Origin of the sequence: Luteibacter sp. UNC138MFCol5.1 (assembly GCF_900110505.1) — a bacterium.
GTDB lineage: Bacteria > Pseudomonadota > Gammaproteobacteria > Xanthomonadales > Rhodanobacteraceae > Luteibacter.
On the sequence record NZ_FODZ01000002.1, the window covers coordinates 312,887 to 327,720 of the forward strand.

The 14,834-nt window shown below is 68.7% G+C and carries 10 protein-coding genes; 3 read left to right on the top strand and 7 right to left on the bottom strand.

Going from position 1 to position 14,834, the window contains the following annotated elements; translation table 11 throughout:
• Positions 1-16: 16 nt before the first annotated feature.
• From BMY69_RS05735 to BMY69_RS05765, 7 genes are all read right to left on the bottom strand, one after another.
• Positions 17-1,321, bottom strand: a complete 1,305-nt coding sequence (locus BMY69_RS05735; RefSeq protein ID WP_090175952.1) for an adenylosuccinate synthase — start codon at positions 1,319-1,321, stop codon at positions 17-19.
• 50 nt (positions 1,322-1,371) lie between these two features.
• A complete protein-coding gene (hflC, locus tag BMY69_RS05740; protein WP_090052661.1) occupies positions 1,372-2,241 on the bottom strand; it encodes a protease modulator HflC in 870 nt (289 codons plus the stop codon).
• On the bottom strand, positions 2,238-3,368 hold the full coding sequence (locus BMY69_RS05745; protein WP_090052659.1) for a protease modulator HflK: 1,131 nt from the start codon (positions 3,366-3,368) through the stop codon (positions 2,238-2,240). Before BMY69_RS05745 ends, hflC begins: the two co-directional genes overlap by 4 nt.
• Before the next feature lie 165 nt (positions 3,369-3,533).
• Positions 3,534-4,841 carry a ribosome rescue GTPase HflX gene (hflX, locus tag BMY69_RS05750; protein WP_090175953.1) on the bottom strand — a complete coding sequence of 436 codons (1,308 nt, stop codon included), beginning with the start codon at positions 4,839-4,841 and terminating at the stop codon, positions 3,534-3,536.
• A gap of 97 nt (positions 4,842-4,938) precedes the next feature.
• Positions 4,939-5,199, bottom strand: a complete 261-nt coding sequence (gene hfq, locus BMY69_RS05755) for an RNA chaperone Hfq (protein ID WP_090052656.1) — start codon at positions 5,197-5,199, stop codon at positions 4,939-4,941.
• An 88-nt stretch (positions 5,200-5,287) separates the two neighbouring features.
• The gene (miaA, locus tag BMY69_RS05760; RefSeq protein WP_090175954.1) at positions 5,288-6,268 is read right to left on the bottom strand and encodes a tRNA (adenosine(37)-N6)-dimethylallyltransferase MiaA; all 981 of its coding nucleotides are present in this window, start codon (positions 6,266-6,268) and stop codon (positions 5,288-5,290) included.
• 165 nt (positions 6,269-6,433) lie between these two features.
• Positions 6,434-8,590 carry a S46 family peptidase gene (locus BMY69_RS05765; RefSeq protein WP_090175955.1) on the bottom strand — a complete coding sequence of 719 codons (2,157 nt, stop codon included), beginning with the start codon at positions 8,588-8,590 and terminating at the stop codon, positions 6,434-6,436.
• A gap of 158 nt (positions 8,591-8,748) precedes the next feature.
• On the opposite strand from BMY69_RS05765, the gene tdh reads away from it, so the two are divergent.
• The 3 genes from tdh (at position 8,749) to kbl (ending at position 14,736) form a co-directional block, all read left to right on the top strand.
• A complete protein-coding gene (gene tdh / locus BMY69_RS05770) occupies positions 8,749-9,783 on the top strand; it encodes an L-threonine 3-dehydrogenase (RefSeq protein WP_177191086.1) in 1,035 nt (344 codons plus the stop codon).
• An 83-nt stretch (positions 9,784-9,866) separates the two neighbouring features.
• On the top strand, positions 9,867-13,457 hold the full coding sequence (locus BMY69_RS05775) for a DUF748 domain-containing protein (protein ID WP_090175956.1): 3,591 nt from the start codon (positions 9,867-9,869) through the stop codon (positions 13,455-13,457).
• Between the two features lie 79 nt (positions 13,458-13,536).
• A complete protein-coding gene (gene kbl / locus BMY69_RS05780; RefSeq protein ID WP_090175958.1) occupies positions 13,537-14,736 on the top strand; it encodes a glycine C-acetyltransferase in 1,200 nt (399 codons plus the stop codon).
• The last annotated feature ends 98 nt before the right edge of the window (positions 14,737-14,834 follow it).

A 14,834-nucleotide genomic window follows, 5' to 3' on the forward strand; every position in this document is an offset into this window, starting at 1 on the left:
GCTTACCGCTGGAATATCAGCAGTCGTCGCCGCCGAACGGGTCGTCGAGGACGATCGTGTCGTCGCGGTCGGCGCCCGTGGCCACGAGGGCGAGCTTGCAACCGGAGAGTTCCTCGACGGCGCGGAGGTACGCGCGCGCGGCCGGCGGCAGCTTGTTCCAGTCGCGGATGCCGGCGGTGGATTCTTCCCAGCCCGGGAACTCGAGGTAGACCGGCTTGCACTCGGCCCAGCCGTCGGCGTCCAGCGGCGCGAGCTCGCGACGCTTGCCGCGGTACTCGTACGCGATGCAGACCTTGATGGTTTCCAGGCCGTCGAGGACGTCGAGCTTCGTGATCGCCAGGCCGTCGATGCCGTTGATCTGCACCGCGCGCTTCAGCGCCACGAGATCGATCCAGCCGCAGCGGCGCGGGCGGCCCGTGCTGGCGCCGAACTCGTTGCCCTTCTTGCGCAGGAGCTCGCCCATGTCGTCGTTGAGCTCGGTCGGGAACGGACCGCCGCCCACGCGCGTGGCGTACGCCTTGCAGATGCCCAGCACGTAGTCGATGTCGCGCGCGCCGACGCCGGTGCCGGCGAGCGCGCCGCCCACCGTCGTGTTCGACGAGGTGACGTACGGGTAGGTGCCGTGGTCAATGTCGAGCAGCGCGCCCTGCGCGCCCTCGAACAGGATGTTGCCGCCTTCCTGGCGGACGTCGTGCAGGATCGTGGCGACGTCGTCGACCATCGGGCGCAGGTACTCGCCCCAGGTCAGCGCTTCGTCGAGGACGGTCTGGTAATCGACCGGCTCGGCCTTCAGCCACTGGGTGAGCACGAAGTTATGGAACTCGACGGCGGCCTGCACCTTCTCGGGCAGCTCGTGCGGGTACATCAGGTCGGCGACGCGGATCGAGCGGCGGGCAACCTTGTCCTCGTATGCCGGACCGATGCCGCGGCCGGTGGTGCCGATGGCCTTGGCGCCGGAGGCGACTTCGCGCGCCTTATCGACGGCGATGTGGTACGGCATGATCAGCGGCGTGGCCGGGGAAATCTTCAGGCGCGGGCGGACGTCGACGCCCTGCTCTTCCAGCTCGGCGATCTCGCTCATCAGCGCCGCGGGCGAGAGCACCACGCCGTTGCCGATCAGGCAGAGCGCGTCGTCGCGCAGGATGCCCGACGGGATCAGGTGCAGGACGGTCTTCTTGCCCTTGATCACCAGCGTGTGGCCGGCGTTGTGACCGCCCTGGAAACGAGCGACGGCACCGACGCGCTCCGTCAGGAGGTCGACGATCTTGCCCTTGCCCTCGTCGCCCCATTGCGCGCCGAGAATGACGACTGACTTACCCATGTGATGGTTCTCTTCGTTGCGGTTGCCCTTGCGGGCGATGTGGATCGGGATCAGCGCTGGCGGCCGGGGCCGTCGTTGAGATAGCGCAGGAATTCGGAGTCGGGCTTGAGCACGAACGTGCCCTTGCCGTCGGCGAAGGCCTTCCGGTAAGCGGAAAGGCTGCGGTAGAAGGCGAAGAATTCGGGGTCCTGGCTGTACGCCTGGGCGTAGATGGCCGCGGCCTGCGCGTCGCCGTCGCCCTTGACCTTCGTCGCGTCGCGATTGGCGTCGGCGAGCAGGACGAGCTTCTGCCGATCGGCGTCGGCGCGGATCTTCTCGGCGCTCTCCTGTCCCGTGTAACGCAGCTCGTTGGCGAGCTGGAGGCGCTCGGCGCGCATGCGCTTGTACACCGAGCCGCTGACTTCGTCCGGGAGGTCGATGCGCTTGATGCGGACGTCGACCACGGCGATGCCGAGGTTCTTGCGCGCCACGGTGTCGGTCTGCTGGCGCACGCGCTCGGTGATGTCCTTGCGGCCGCCGGCGATGAGGTCTTCCAGCGGACGGGCGTTGAACTCATAACGCAGGGCGTCCTTCACGATCGGCGTGAGGCGCTGCGTGGCCTGCAGCTGCTCGCCCGACGTGGCGCGATAATAGGCGGCGTTGTCGGCGATGCGCCACTTCACGTAGAAGTCGACGTTGACGCTCTTCTTCTCGAGCGTGAAGTAACGCTCGGGCTGGGAATCGAGGCCGAGGATGCGGTTGTCGAAGCGCATCACCTGCTGGACGACCGGGATCTTGAAGTGCAGCCCGGGCTTGTAATCCGCGCGCACGATGCGCCCGAACTGCAGGAGCAGCGCGTTCTCGCCTTCCTTCACGATGAAGGCGCTGTTGAAGCCGAGCAGGACGAGCGCGACGACGATGAGGCCGGAAACGATCTTCACTGGGCGCTCCCCTGCGGATTCGGATTGGCGTCGGTGGTCGCGGACTGGATGACGGTGCCGACGCCCGGCACGTTGCGGACGGTGCCGTTGTTGGGCTCCACCGGGAGCTGGACGATGTTCTTGCCGTTGCTGCCATCGACGACCTTCGGATTGCCGGCCATGACTTCCTCGACGGTTTCCAGCCACAGGCGCCGGCGCGTGACCTCCGGCGCGGCGCGGTATTCCTTGAGCAGCAGGCTGAAGCGCTCGACGTCGCCGTTGGCGCGCGCGATGCGCTCGACGCGTTCGGCGTCGGCTTCCGCCGCGATGCGCGCGGCTTCGCCGCGGGCCACCGGGACCACCTGGCTTTCGTAGGCGCGGGCCTTGTTCTCTTCGCTCTGCTTGTCCTCGCGCGCGGCGTTGACGTCGTCGAAGGCGTCCTTCACCTGCGCGGGCGGCGACACGTTCTGGAAGCTGACGCCCGTCACCAGGATGCCGGCGTCGTACTTGTCGAGCGTGGCCTGGAGGATGTCCCGCGTCTGCTGCTGCAGCGTTTCCTTCGCCGCGGGCGCCACGCCGGCCACGGGGGCCTGCGCCGGTGCCGGCGTGTCCACGCCGGGCGTCGTCAGGATGTTGTCCATGATGTTCGCGCCGACGACGGAGCGAACGGCCGCCTCGGCGGCGTTGTGGATGGTGGTCTCTTCGCGATCGGCGTTCGAATACAGGAACTTCCGGGCATCGGAGACCTGGTACTGCACGTTGAAGTCGATGGCGATGATGTTCTCGTCGCGCGTGAGCATCGAGACGTTGTCGGACACCGAACGCACCTGCGTGGTCTCGACCTTGGTGACCGTCTCGACCGGGCTCGGCGCCTTGAGATGGAAGCCCGGCGGGAGCACCCGCGAGAACTGGCCGAAGCGCAGAACCACGCCGACCTGGCGGGCGTCGATCACGGTGTAGCTGGACACCAGCAGCCAGGCCACGATGAAGACCACGACGATGGCGAACACGCCGCCGCTGCCTGCGCCGAACCGGCCGAAACGCGCCTTCAGGTTCTTGATGGCGGCATCGATGTCGGGCTTGCGCCCGCCCGGCCTGTTGCGGTTCCAGGGATCCTTCTGGCCGTTGCCGGGTTCGTTCCAAGCCATGGGCGACAGTCTCCTTCGGGGACCGGAGGGTGGGCGGCTGGCAAGCCAATGGGGGTGAACCCGCGACGGTGGGGGTAGGCTCCGGACGCGCGAGCGCCCGGGACCGCGCCGTTGGGGCACGCAAACGATGTGAATTCTACCAGATGGGTACCGCCGAGTGGTCGCTCAGAACTCGGCGTGCGGGGGATCGATCAGGTCGCGCAGCGGCCGGGCGTGCACATCGTCCCCCAGCAAGGGGGCCAGCACGGAGCGCGGCGCGTCGATGTCGAGGTGCCAGCCGTGCTCGTCCACGGCCTCGCCGGCGATGGCCCCGGCCGCCTTCAGACGGGCATGCAGGCGCCCGGCCGTGAGAGGAAGCTCAAGGCCCGCCCGGATGCGGTCGCCGCCCAGCAGCTCGCCGAGCGCCTCGCGCAGGCCGTCGATGCCGAGGCCGGTCGCGGCGGAAAGCCAGACCTGGCGGGGCTTGCCATCGTCGCCGCGGTCGACGCGCGGGGCGGTGTCGACCAGGTCGATCTTGTTCATCACCGACAGCTGGGGCACGTCGCCCGCGCCGATTTCCTCGAGCACCTCGTTGACGACGCGCTGGAGCAGCTCGCGCTCCTCGTCGGCGGCGTCGCTCACGTGGATCAGAAGATCGGCGTCGCGCGCCTCGGCCAGCGTCGCGCGGAAGGCGGCCACCAGGTCGTGCGGGAGCTCGCGGATGAAGCCGACGGTGTCGGCCACCACGGCCGGGCCGCACGCGAGCCCGTCGATCTTGCGGACCGTCGGGTCGAGCGTGGCGAACAGCTGGTCGGCCGCGTAGACGCCGCCGGTGGTCAGGGCATTGAACAGCGTCGACTTGCCGGCGTTGGTGTAACCGACCAGCGCGACGCGCGGCACGGTGTTGCGCAGACGGGCGCGACGCTGCTGGTCGCGCTGGACCTGCACCTTCTCCAGCCGCTTCGTCAGCATCTTCACGCGTTCGGCGAGCAGGCGGCGGTCGGTTTCGAGCTGGGTCTCGCCCGGGCCGCGGTTGCCGATGGCACCGCCGCGCTGGGCGTCGAGATGGGTCCAGCCGCGGACCAGCCGGGTGGCGATGTGCTTGAGCTGGGCCAGCTCGACCTCGAGCTTGCCTTCGTGCGAACGGGCGCGCTGGGCGAAGATGTCGAGGATCAGCCCGGCGCGGTCGACCACGCGGGCCTTCAGATGCTTCTCGAGATTGCGCTCCTGGACCGGCGTGAGCACGTGGTCGACGAGGACCAGGTCGGCCTCCAGCGCGCGGACGGCCTCGGCGACCTCGTCGGCCTTGCCGCTGCCGATGTAGAAACGGGGGTTCGGCTCGGCCACGCGAGCGGAAATGCTGGTGAGGATCTCGGCACCCGCCGAGGACACCAGTTCGGCGAATTCCTCGCCACGGCGGATCGCGTCGCCCTCGCCCCGCGAATGCGGAAGCACCAGGATGGCGCGGTCGCCTTTCTTTTGTCTATCGAACACTTAGTGGTGTGACCTCATGGATGAGAAACGGGGCGCGCGCAGCGGAAAGCATACGCGCCCCCGTCCTTGTTCCATATGGGACTCGACGAAGGGCCCCTCAACCCTCGCCGTCACCCGACGACGCGTCCGAATGATTCTCGTGACCGCCGACCCGGACGTTCCGGCTCGGCACCACGGTCGAGATGGCGTGCTTGTAGACCATCTGGCTGACCTGGTTGCGCAGCAGCACGACGAACTGATCGAACGACTCGATCGTGCCCTGCAGCTTGATGCCGTTCACCAGGTAGATGGCGACCGGCACGCGCTCACGACGCAGCGCATTCAGAAACGGATCCTGCAACGATTGCCCTTTGGACATTTCTTGTTCTCCCCTACGCCTCTCGAGCGGGTCCGGGAAAAAACGCCTGACGGCGCCCCGGCCCAAGTGTCTTGAATCTTAACTGCATTTAAATGCCCGCTGGAAGCGCCGAGCGTGACGCCCTCGGCATTCCCAGGAACTGCTCCACCGCGCGCTCCACCTCGGGCAACGGATCCCCCCGGTCCGGGTCGAACGTGCGGGCGTCGAGCTCGGCCCGGAGCCACGTGATCTGGCGCTTCGCGAGCTGACGCGTTGCATAGATACCACGGTTGCGGAATTCCGTGGCGTCGCCGTCGCCATCGAGGTACTCCCACGCCTGTCGGTACCCCACCGCGCGTATCGCCGGGAGGTCCGGATGAAGGTCGCCGCGCTCGCGCAGCCCACGCACTTCGTCGAGGAAGCCGTCCGCCAGCATCGCGTCGAAGCGTGTGGCGATGCGCGCGTGCAGCGTGGTCCGGTCGGCGGGAAGCAGCGCCAGCTTGAGCGCCCGCCAGGGCAGGCGCTCGCGACTCCCGCCCGTCTGCAGTTCGCTCAGGGTGCGCCCGCTGAGCGTCATCACCTCGAGCGCCCGCTGGATGCGCTGCGCATCGCCTGGCCGGATCCGCGCACCGGCGATGGGATCGAGTGCGGCCATGCGGGCATGCATCGCCTCCCAGCCGATCGTCGCGGCTTCGGCGGCCAGCGTCTCGCGCAGCGCCGGATCGGCTTCGGGCAGATCGGAGAGGCCGCGCTGCAACGCGCGGAAATACAGACCGGTGCCACCGACGAGCAGCGGCACCCTGCCCTGCGCGGTGATCCGCGTCATGGCGGCCAGCGCGTCGGCGCGGAAATCGGCGGCGGAATACGGTTGCGACGGATCGCGGATGTCGATCAGCTCGTGCGGATAGCGCGCGAGCGTCGCCGCGTCGGGCTTCGCCGAACCGATGTCTAGCCCGCGATACACGAGCGCCGAATCGACGCTGACCAGACCCACGGGAAAGCGATCGGCCAGTTCGCAGGCGAGCGCCGTCTTGCCCGAGGCGGTCGGGCCCATCAGGAAGATGGCGAGGGGGCGTGTATCGAGACTCATGACGGCACTGCGCTGGCGAACGGCCGCAAGGGTAGCGCATGCGCGCTGGTCAGATACTGACCAGCGCGACGCAAGTGCGTGCCACGCAAGGGCGAAACGGACTTGTCCACACGGTTATGCAGGCGGTATCCACACCGGTTGTGGATAAGCGACGGACGCCTGCGCTCAACGCGACGCGGGGACGCCAAGCTCCTTCAGCAGCGCGGGCGACGGATACACCTTGTCGATCAGCCAGCGCATGTAGCGCATGTCGACATGGATGGCGCGCTTGTACCGCGGGTCGTACATCCAGCTCGCGCTGACCGCCTCCCAGTTGCTGTCGAAGTTCAGGCCGACCAGCTCGCCCTTCGCGTTGAGCACCGGAGAGCCGGAGTTGCCGCCGGTCGTGTCGAGGTTGCTGAGGAAGTCGACGGGCATCGCGCCGGTCTTCGGGTCGGCGTAGCCGGCGAAGTCACCCTTCGCGATCGCGTCGAGCAACGGCTTCGGCGCGTCGAACGGCGCCTTGCCGGTGTTCTTCTCGACGATGCCGGCGACGGTCGTCAGCGGCGCGTAGGTGACCGCGTCGCGCGCGACGAGCGGCGTGACCTTGCCGTAGCTGACGCGGAGCGTGGAGTTGGCGTCCGGATAGACCGCCTTGCCCTGCGACTCGCGGTAGCCGATCAGCGCCTGCATGTACGCCGGACGCAGGCGCAGCAGGTCGCCCTCGCGTGCCTTGCGCTCGTCGTCGAGCCGCAGCAGCGCCGGGCGCAGCGTGCGCGCCGCGACCAGCAGCGCGTCGTCGCTCTTGCCGACGTCCGCCGGGCTCGCCGCGAACAGACGCATGCGCTCCGCCTCGTCGCCGAGCTTCGTCGATCCGTAGATGCGGTCGAGCGCCGACGCCAGCTCGGCGGGCGTGCGGCCGAAGACCTTGTCGAACTCCGGCAGGTGCTGGACGGCCGGCAGCGCCTGGTAGCGAAGCATGAGCGAGGTCACCAGCGCTTTTTCCACGCGCGGATCGTAGCGGCGCTGCGCCTGCTTCAGCTGGCTCTTGATGAGCTCCTCGTCGCGCGTCTGGTAACCCGTCTCGCGCGCGGCGTCCGGCTTCGGCCGCTCGACCGAGAGGCGATCGATGGCGAGCGCGCCGCGCATCAGCTGCGTCTGGCTGGCCAGCAGCGCGAGCACCATGTCGCGATCGCGACTGTCCTTGCCCTGCGCGATGAGCGCCATGACCTGGTCGATCTCCGGCTTCAGGGCGGCGCCGTCGGGTTGTTTCGCCAGCCACGCCAGCATGGCGGCCTCGTCCTGGCGGCGCACGTCGACGGCATCGCTGCGGCGCAGGCCCTCGAGCTCGCCTTCGAAGCGCTTGATGCCGTTCTTCAGCGACTGCAGCTGCGAGGCATAGCGGATGCCGGCCTCCTTGTCCGTCCTGCCCTGTGTCTCGATGACGTCCTGCAGCGCCTTCATCGCGGCGACGTAGGTCGGCAGGCGCCACTCGATCTGGTCGGCGAACTCCGCGGCGGTCCGGTGACGGTAGGTGATGCCGGGATAGCCCGCGAGCATCACGAAGTCGCCCTCCGCCACGCCGGCGGTCGCGAGCGTCAGGTGCGACGGTGGACGATAGGGTTTGTTTTCCGGCGAGTAGTCGGCCGGCTTGCCGTCCGGTCCGACGTACGCGCGCAGGATGGTGAAGTCGCCGGCGTGACGGGGCCAGACGAAGTTGTCGATCTCGTCGCCGTAGTTGCCGATGGCCCGCGGCGGCGCGTAGACGAGGCGCAGGTCGCGAAGCTCGAGCTGCTTCACCAGATAGAAGTCGCGCCCGTAGAACATGTTGGCGACGCTGCAGCGGATGCCGTCGCCCTTCTCGCACTCGGCCACGAGCGCCTTGCTCGCGGCGTCGACCGCGTCGTAATAGGCCTTGCCGGTCTTGCCGCGCGCGGCGGCGAGCACGGTGTCGGTCACCTTGTCGAAGCCGACCGTCACGCGCAGGCGGTAGTCCGGGTTCGCCGGGAGCTCGCCCGCCCGGTCGGGAGCGACGTAGCCGTTCGCGATCAGATCGCGGTCGGGCCGGGAGTTGTACTGGATGACGCCGAAGGCCACGTGGTGGTTGGTGACGACCAGGCCCTCGGCGGAGACGAAGGCGCCCGTCCCGCCACCGATCCGGACGACCGCGTTCAGCGGCGCGCGGGTGAGGTCGGCGAGGTCCCTGGGATCGCCCCGGAAGCCGGCCTCCTTGAGATTCTTCGCAATCGAAGGCAGCTGCGAGGGCATCCACATGCCCTCGTCGGCCTTCGCGTCGATCGTCAGCGCCATGGCGGCTCCCAGCATCATCGAGCGGATTCGCATGTTTCTCATGTCCCCTGTGGGTCGTGCAGAGCGGTCCGACCATAGAGGGCCTCCCCGCCGCTGGCAATGGCGCGACGCACCACGAAAAGCACCCGCCCCGGCATATAATGGCGGTTTGGGTCCGCGCCGCGGGCCGCTCGCAGGAACCCCCGATCCCCATGCAGCAGACGATGAAGGCGCTGGTCAAGCGCAAGCCCGAACAAGGCATCTGGATGGAAGAAGTGCCGGTGCCGCAGGTCGGCCCGAACGAAGTCCTGATCAAGGTCGAGAAAACCGCCATCTGCGGCACCGACCTGCACATCTACAAGTGGGACGAGTGGTCCCAGCGGACGATCACACCGGGCCTCACGATCGGCCACGAGTTCGTCGGCCGCATCGCGGAGATCGGCCCCGGCGTCACGGGCTACAAGGTCGGCGACCGCGTCTCGGCCGAGGGCCACATCGTCTGTGGCCACTGCCGCAACTGCCGCGCGGGCCGCCAGCACCTGTGCCCGAACACGATCGGCATCGGCGTGAACCGCAACGGCGCGTTCGCCGAGTACATGACCATGCCGGCCTCGAACCTGTGGCCGATCCCCGACCAGATCCCGTCCGAGCTGGCCGCGTTCTTCGACCCCTACGGCAATGCCGCGCACTGCGCGCTGGAATTCGACCTGATCGGCGAGGACGTCCTGATCACGGGCGCCGGCCCGATCGGCGTGATCGCCGCGGGCATCGCCAAGCACGTGGGCGCCCGCAACGTGGTGGTGACGGACGTCAACGACTACCGCCTCAAGCTCGCCGCCGACATGGGTGCCACGCGCGTGGTGAACGTCGCCAACCAGTCGCTGCGGGACGTCGTGAAGGACCTGCACATCGAGGGCTTCGACGTCGGCCTGGAGATGAGCGGCAACCCCCGCGCCTTCGCCGACATGCTCGACTGCATGTACCACGGCGGCAAGATCGCCATGCTCGGCATCATGCCGCGCGGCGCCGGCATCGACTGGGACAAGGTCATCTTCAAGGGCCTCACCCTGCAGGGCATCTACGGCCGCAAGATGTACGAGACCTGGTACAAGATGACCCAGATGGTCCTCACCGGCTTCCCGCTGCAGAAGGTGCTGACCCACCAGATCGCCATCGACGATTTCCAGAAGGGTTTCGACCTCATGGACGCCGGCCAGAGCGGCAAGGTCGTCTGTTCCTGGACCTGAATAACCGGCGTTGACGCCACGCTCACGAAGGCCTCCGCCGGGTAGACTCCGGCGGGGGCCTTTTTGATTGCGGGAGCGGCGGCATGGAATCGCTGAGAGAGAGAAGCAGGGCCCACTGGCGCCGGGCGCGCGCGCATGGGATGACGGTCTACCGGTCACGTCGCGCACGCCGCATCGCGGCATGGTGCGCCGGCGTCGTGCTGGTCTTCGCGCTGCTCGGCTTCCTCGCCGCGCCGCCGCTGATCCGCGCGCAGGCCGAGAAGCACGCCAGCGCGGCACTTGGCCGGCCCGTCACGATCGGCGACATCGACCTCAACCCGTTCACGCTCGACCTGACCGTCGAACGGCTGCACATCGCCGAGGCCGACGGACGCACGCCGTTCGTCGACGTCGACCGCATCGACGCCAACGCCTCGTGGGCGTCGCTGTTCCGCGCGGCGCCCATCCTCGACGCGCTGACGATCGACCGCCCGCGCATCCACCTGCGCCGCGACACGGCACGACGATTCAACATTTCCGACATCCTCGACCGCTTCGCCGGCGATCCGAAGGCACCCGACACGGGTCCGGCGCGCTTCGCGCTGTCGAACATCGCCGTCCACGACGGCCGGATCGACTTCGACGACCGCGTTCTGGACGCGACGCATCGGGTCGATCGCATCGAGCTCGGCATCCCGTTCATCGCCAGCCTGCCGAGCGCGACGGACATCTTCGTCGAACCGCTGCTGGCGATGACCGTCGACGGCAGTCCGCTGCGCGCGCAGGGACACACCAAACCCTTCGCCAGCAGCCGCGAATCGAGCGTCTCGTTCCGGCTCGACCATCTCGACCTCTCCCGCTACGTGGGCTTCGTCCCGGGCCCCCTGCCCGTCCGTGTTCCTGCCGGTAAGCTCTCCGGCGTGCTCGACCTGCGCTTCCTGATGGCGGAATCCCATCCGCGCATCGTGCTCGGGGGACGGCTGGTGCTGGACGACCTGCGCATCGAGGACGCGCAAGGCAAGCCGTTCGTCGCGCTGGCGCACGGCGATGTCGCGCTGACCGCGCTCGAGCCACTGACCTCGCGCTACCGCTTCGGCACGATCGCCCTCGACGGACTCGACGTGCGCTACGCCCGGCTGCCTGGCGGAAAGAGCAGCATCGACGCCCTGCTCCCGGCCCCCGACGCGACGCCGGCCGCCGACGCCCGGCCGACCGACGTGCGCGTGGACGGCCTGGTCGTGAAGGGGTCGCGGCTCGAGTACGCCGACCTCGCCGCGCCGGCGCCGGCTCGCCTCGTGCTCGACGACCTCGCCGTGAACCTGCGCGGCCTGAGCACCGTCAAGGCTCCCGTCGCCACGCTCGATGCCACCGCGCGCATGGCGGGCGGCAGCCTTGCCACGCAAGGCAAGCTCGACGTCGCCGCGAGCCGCTACCTCGGGCGCCTCACGCTGAAGGACATCTCGCTGGCCGCGCTGATGCCACTGGCACCGCCACTTCTCGATGCCGACATCACCGGCGGCACGCTCGGCGCCAACGGCGACCTCGCGCTCGAGTGGCACGACGCCGCCACGGTCCGCGTCACGACGGCGAAGGCGAGCCTCGACGGGTTCCGCCTCGTGCCGCGCGACGGCCGCATCTCGCCCGTCAACTGGCGCTCGCTCGCCGCCGACGTCGCGTCGCTCGACCTGGCCACGAGCGAAGCACGGCTCGACCGGCTGACGCTGGACGGCCTCGCGGTCGACCTCCGACGGCTCGCCAGCGGCGACCTCGACCTGCCGGCGATCCTGCGCACCAGCGCGCCCCCCGCCACGCCCGCGCCCGCCGCGACGCCATGGCGCTGGAGCATCGGCCACCTGGGACTCGGCGACGGCATGGTCACGCTGCGCGACGCGGGCGCGGCGAAACGCCGGCCCATCGCACTGCGGGCGACGGCGTTCGGCATCGACGGCCTGTCCGACGACCTGACGAAGCCGCTGCGCCTCGACCTCGCCGGCGAACTCGGCAAGGGCGCCGCGTTCGCGATCGCCGGCCAGGTCACGCCGCGACCGCTCGGCGCCGACCTCACCGTCAAGGCGACGCGCCTCGACCTCGCGCCGTTGCAGGCGCTGGTGACCGTCCCGCTCAACGTGCGCATCGCCAGCGCGCTGCTCAGTCTCGACGGGCGCCTGCGCGCCGTGCTGCGTGGAAACGCGCCGGCGCGGATCGATTACCAGGGCGACGCGACGCTCGGCCGCGTGCGCATCCTCGACAAGCTCACCGACGCCGATTTCCTCCGCGTAGGTTCGCTCTCCGCCAGCGGCATGGGCGTGCATCTCGGCAACGGCGCGCCCAAGGTCGACATCGCCGGTATCGCGCTGGACGATTTCTACGCCCGCGTGATCGTCAACGCGAGCGGCCGGCTGAACCTGCAGGACGTCGTCGCCAGCCCCGAGGCGCCTCCAGGTGCCGTGTCCGTCACCGAAGCCCGCGGCACGACGGCGCCACCCGCCGAAGCCGCACCGTCCGACACCGCGCCGTCCGGGCCGGCGCCCGAGATCCGCATCGGCCGCGTCAGCCTGACGCGGGGACGACTCAACTACACCGACAATTTCATCAAGCCCAACTACACGGCCGACGTCACCGGCCTCACCGGCAACGTGGGTGCGTTCGGCACGACGGGCGGCGCGGCGCCGGCCGAACTCACCCTGCAGGGCCAGCTCGACGACAACGCGCCGGTCGACATCCGCGGCACCATCAATCCGCTCACGCCGGTGGCCTTCCTCGACATCGCCGCGAAGGCCGAGGGCATCCCGCTGGCGAACCTGTCGCCCTACTCCGGCAAATACGCGGGCTACCCGATCACCCGCGGACGCCTCAACGTGGACGTCCACTACCTGCTCGACCAGCGCAAGCTCACCGCCGAGAACCATATCTTCATCGACCAGCTGACCTTCGGCGACCGCATCGAAGGCCCGGGCATCACGCACCTGCCGGTGAAACTCGCCGTCGCGCTGCTGAAGGACAGCCAGGGCCGCATCGACGTGCGGATACCGGTCTCCGGCTCGCTCGACGATCCGCAGTTCAGCGTCGGCGGGCTGGTCTGGCGCGCCATCGGCAACCTCATCGTGAAGGCCGTCACCTCGCCGTTCCGGCTGCTCGCGTCGATCGGCGGCGGTCGCGAGGACCTCGGCTACATCGGCTTCGCGCCCGGCTCCGCCGAACTCGACGCCGGCGCGCAGGCGAAACTGGCGGACGTGGTCAAGGTGCTGAACGACAAGCCCTCGATCAGCCTGGACATCGTCGGCCGGATCGATCCGGCGAAGGACGAAACCGGCCTGCGCCAGGTGATGGTCGACGACCTGATCCGCCAGGAACAGGTCAACGACAAGGGCGACGACCCGGCGCCGCCCACGGACGAGGAACGCGAGAAGTACCTCGAACGCGCCTACCGCCACGCCTCGTTCCCCAAGGCGAAGAACCTGATCGGCCTGACGAAGTCGCAGCCGCCGGAGGACATGCGCCGCCTGCTCGAGACGAACATGCCCGTGGATGCCGACGCCCTGCGCCACCTCGCGGAACGACGCGCCAACGCCGTGCGCCAATGGCTCCAGGGGAAGGTGGACGACAAGCGGGTCTTCGTCGTCGCCCCGAAGACGGACGCCAGCGGAATCGACGACGGCGGACCCACGACACGGGTGGATTTCGGCCTTCATTGATACGGGGCGATATCGAGGTTTTCTCACTCGCCCAAAGGCCTCACAATCGGGGGCTTCTCCGTCCCGGAAGCTCCCCGCCATGACTTACCCCGGCCAGAACCGCTTCGCCAGCGAACTCGAATCCATCCGCGAACAGGGTCTGTTCAAGCAGGAGCGGATCATCGTCTCCCCGCAGTCGGCCGAGATCGAACTGGCCGACGGTCGAAAAGTTCTCAATTTCTGCGCGAACAACTACCTTGGCCTCGCCGACCACGCCGACGTCATTCAGGCGGCGAAGGACGCCCTGGACACCCACGGCTTCGGCATGGCGAGCGTGCGCTTCATCTGCGGCACGCAGGACCTGCACAAGGCCCTCGAAAAGCAGATCGCCGAGTTCTTCGGCACCGAGGACACGATCCTCTACGCCGCCTGCTTCGACGCCAACGGCGGCCTGTTCGAGCCGCTGCTCGGCGAAGAGGACGCGGTCATCTCCGACGCGCTGAACCACGCGTCCATCATCGACGGCATTCGCCTGTGCAAGGCGAAGCGCTTCCGCTACGCCAATTGCGACATGGCCGATCTCGAGGCGCAGCTCCAGGCGGCCGACGCCGCGGGCGCGCGCACCAAGCTCATCACGACCGATGGCGCGTTCTCGATGGACGGCTTCATCGCCCCGCTCGACGAGATCACCGCGCTCGCGAAGAAGTACAACGCGCTCGTGCACATCGACGAATGCCACTGCACCGGCTTCCTCGGCGACACCGGCCGCGGCTCAGCCGAACACCATGGCGTGATGGACAAGATCGACATCTTCACCGGCACGCTGGGCAAGGCGCTCGGCGGCGCGCTCGGCGGCTTCACCACCGGTCGCAAGGAAGTGATCGAGATGCTGCGCCAGCGTTCGCGCCCCTATCTCTTCTCCAACTCGCTGCCGCCGCACGTCGTCGCCGCGGGCAGCAAGGTGTTCGACATGCTCGCGTCCGCGGGCGACCTGCGCGAGCGCGTGAAGGAGAACACCCGCTATTTCCGCGAGAAGATGACGGAGGCCGGTTTCGACATCCGCCCGGGCGAGCATCCGATCGTGCCCGTCATGATCTACGACGCGAAGCAGGCGCAGGCCATGGCCAGCCAGCTTCTCGAGGAAGGCATCTACGTCACCGGTTTCTTCTTCCCCGTGGTCCCACAGGGCAAGGCGCGCATCCGCACCCAGATGAGCGCCGCGCACACCCGAGAGCACCTCGACCGCGCCATCGCCGCGTTCACGAAGGTGGCGAGGAACCTGGGCATCCTGAAGGCCTGACCAACCCGGGCATCGGGGCCTCGGCGCCCCGCGAAAAGATGTCGCGCGCAGGGCGCGCTCCTACGAGGGGCCATCGGCGGCACAATGGTTCACGGGAT

What these genes read in the sequence shown, in the direction of transcription:
- tdh (WP_177191086.1), top strand. Translation starts at nt 8,749, where the DNA reads ATGCAGCAGACGATGAAGGCGCTGGTCAAGCGCAAGCCCGAACAAGGC.
- BMY69_RS05775 (WP_090175956.1), top strand. Translation starts at nt 9,867, where the DNA reads ATGGAATCGCTGAGAGAGAGAAGCAGGGCCCACTGGCGCCGGGCGCGC.
- BMY69_RS05735 (WP_090175952.1), bottom strand. Translation starts at nt 1,321, where the DNA reads ATGGGTAAGTCAGTCGTCATTCTCGGCGCGCAATGGGGCGACGAGGGC.
- hfq (WP_090052656.1), bottom strand. Translation starts at nt 5,199, where the DNA reads ATGTCCAAAGGGCAATCGTTGCAGGATCCGTTTCTGAATGCGCTGCGT.
- kbl (WP_090175958.1), top strand. Translation starts at nt 13,537, where the DNA reads ATGACTTACCCCGGCCAGAACCGCTTCGCCAGCGAACTCGAATCCATC.
- miaA (WP_090175954.1), bottom strand. Translation starts at nt 6,268, where the DNA reads ATGAGTCTCGATACACGCCCCCTCGCCATCTTCCTGATGGGCCCGACC.
- BMY69_RS05765 (WP_090175955.1), bottom strand. Translation starts at nt 8,590, where the DNA reads ATGCGAATCCGCTCGATGATGCTGGGAGCCGCCATGGCGCTGACGATC.
- BMY69_RS05745 (WP_090052659.1), bottom strand. Translation starts at nt 3,368, where the DNA reads ATGGCTTGGAACGAACCCGGCAACGGCCAGAAGGATCCCTGGAACCGC.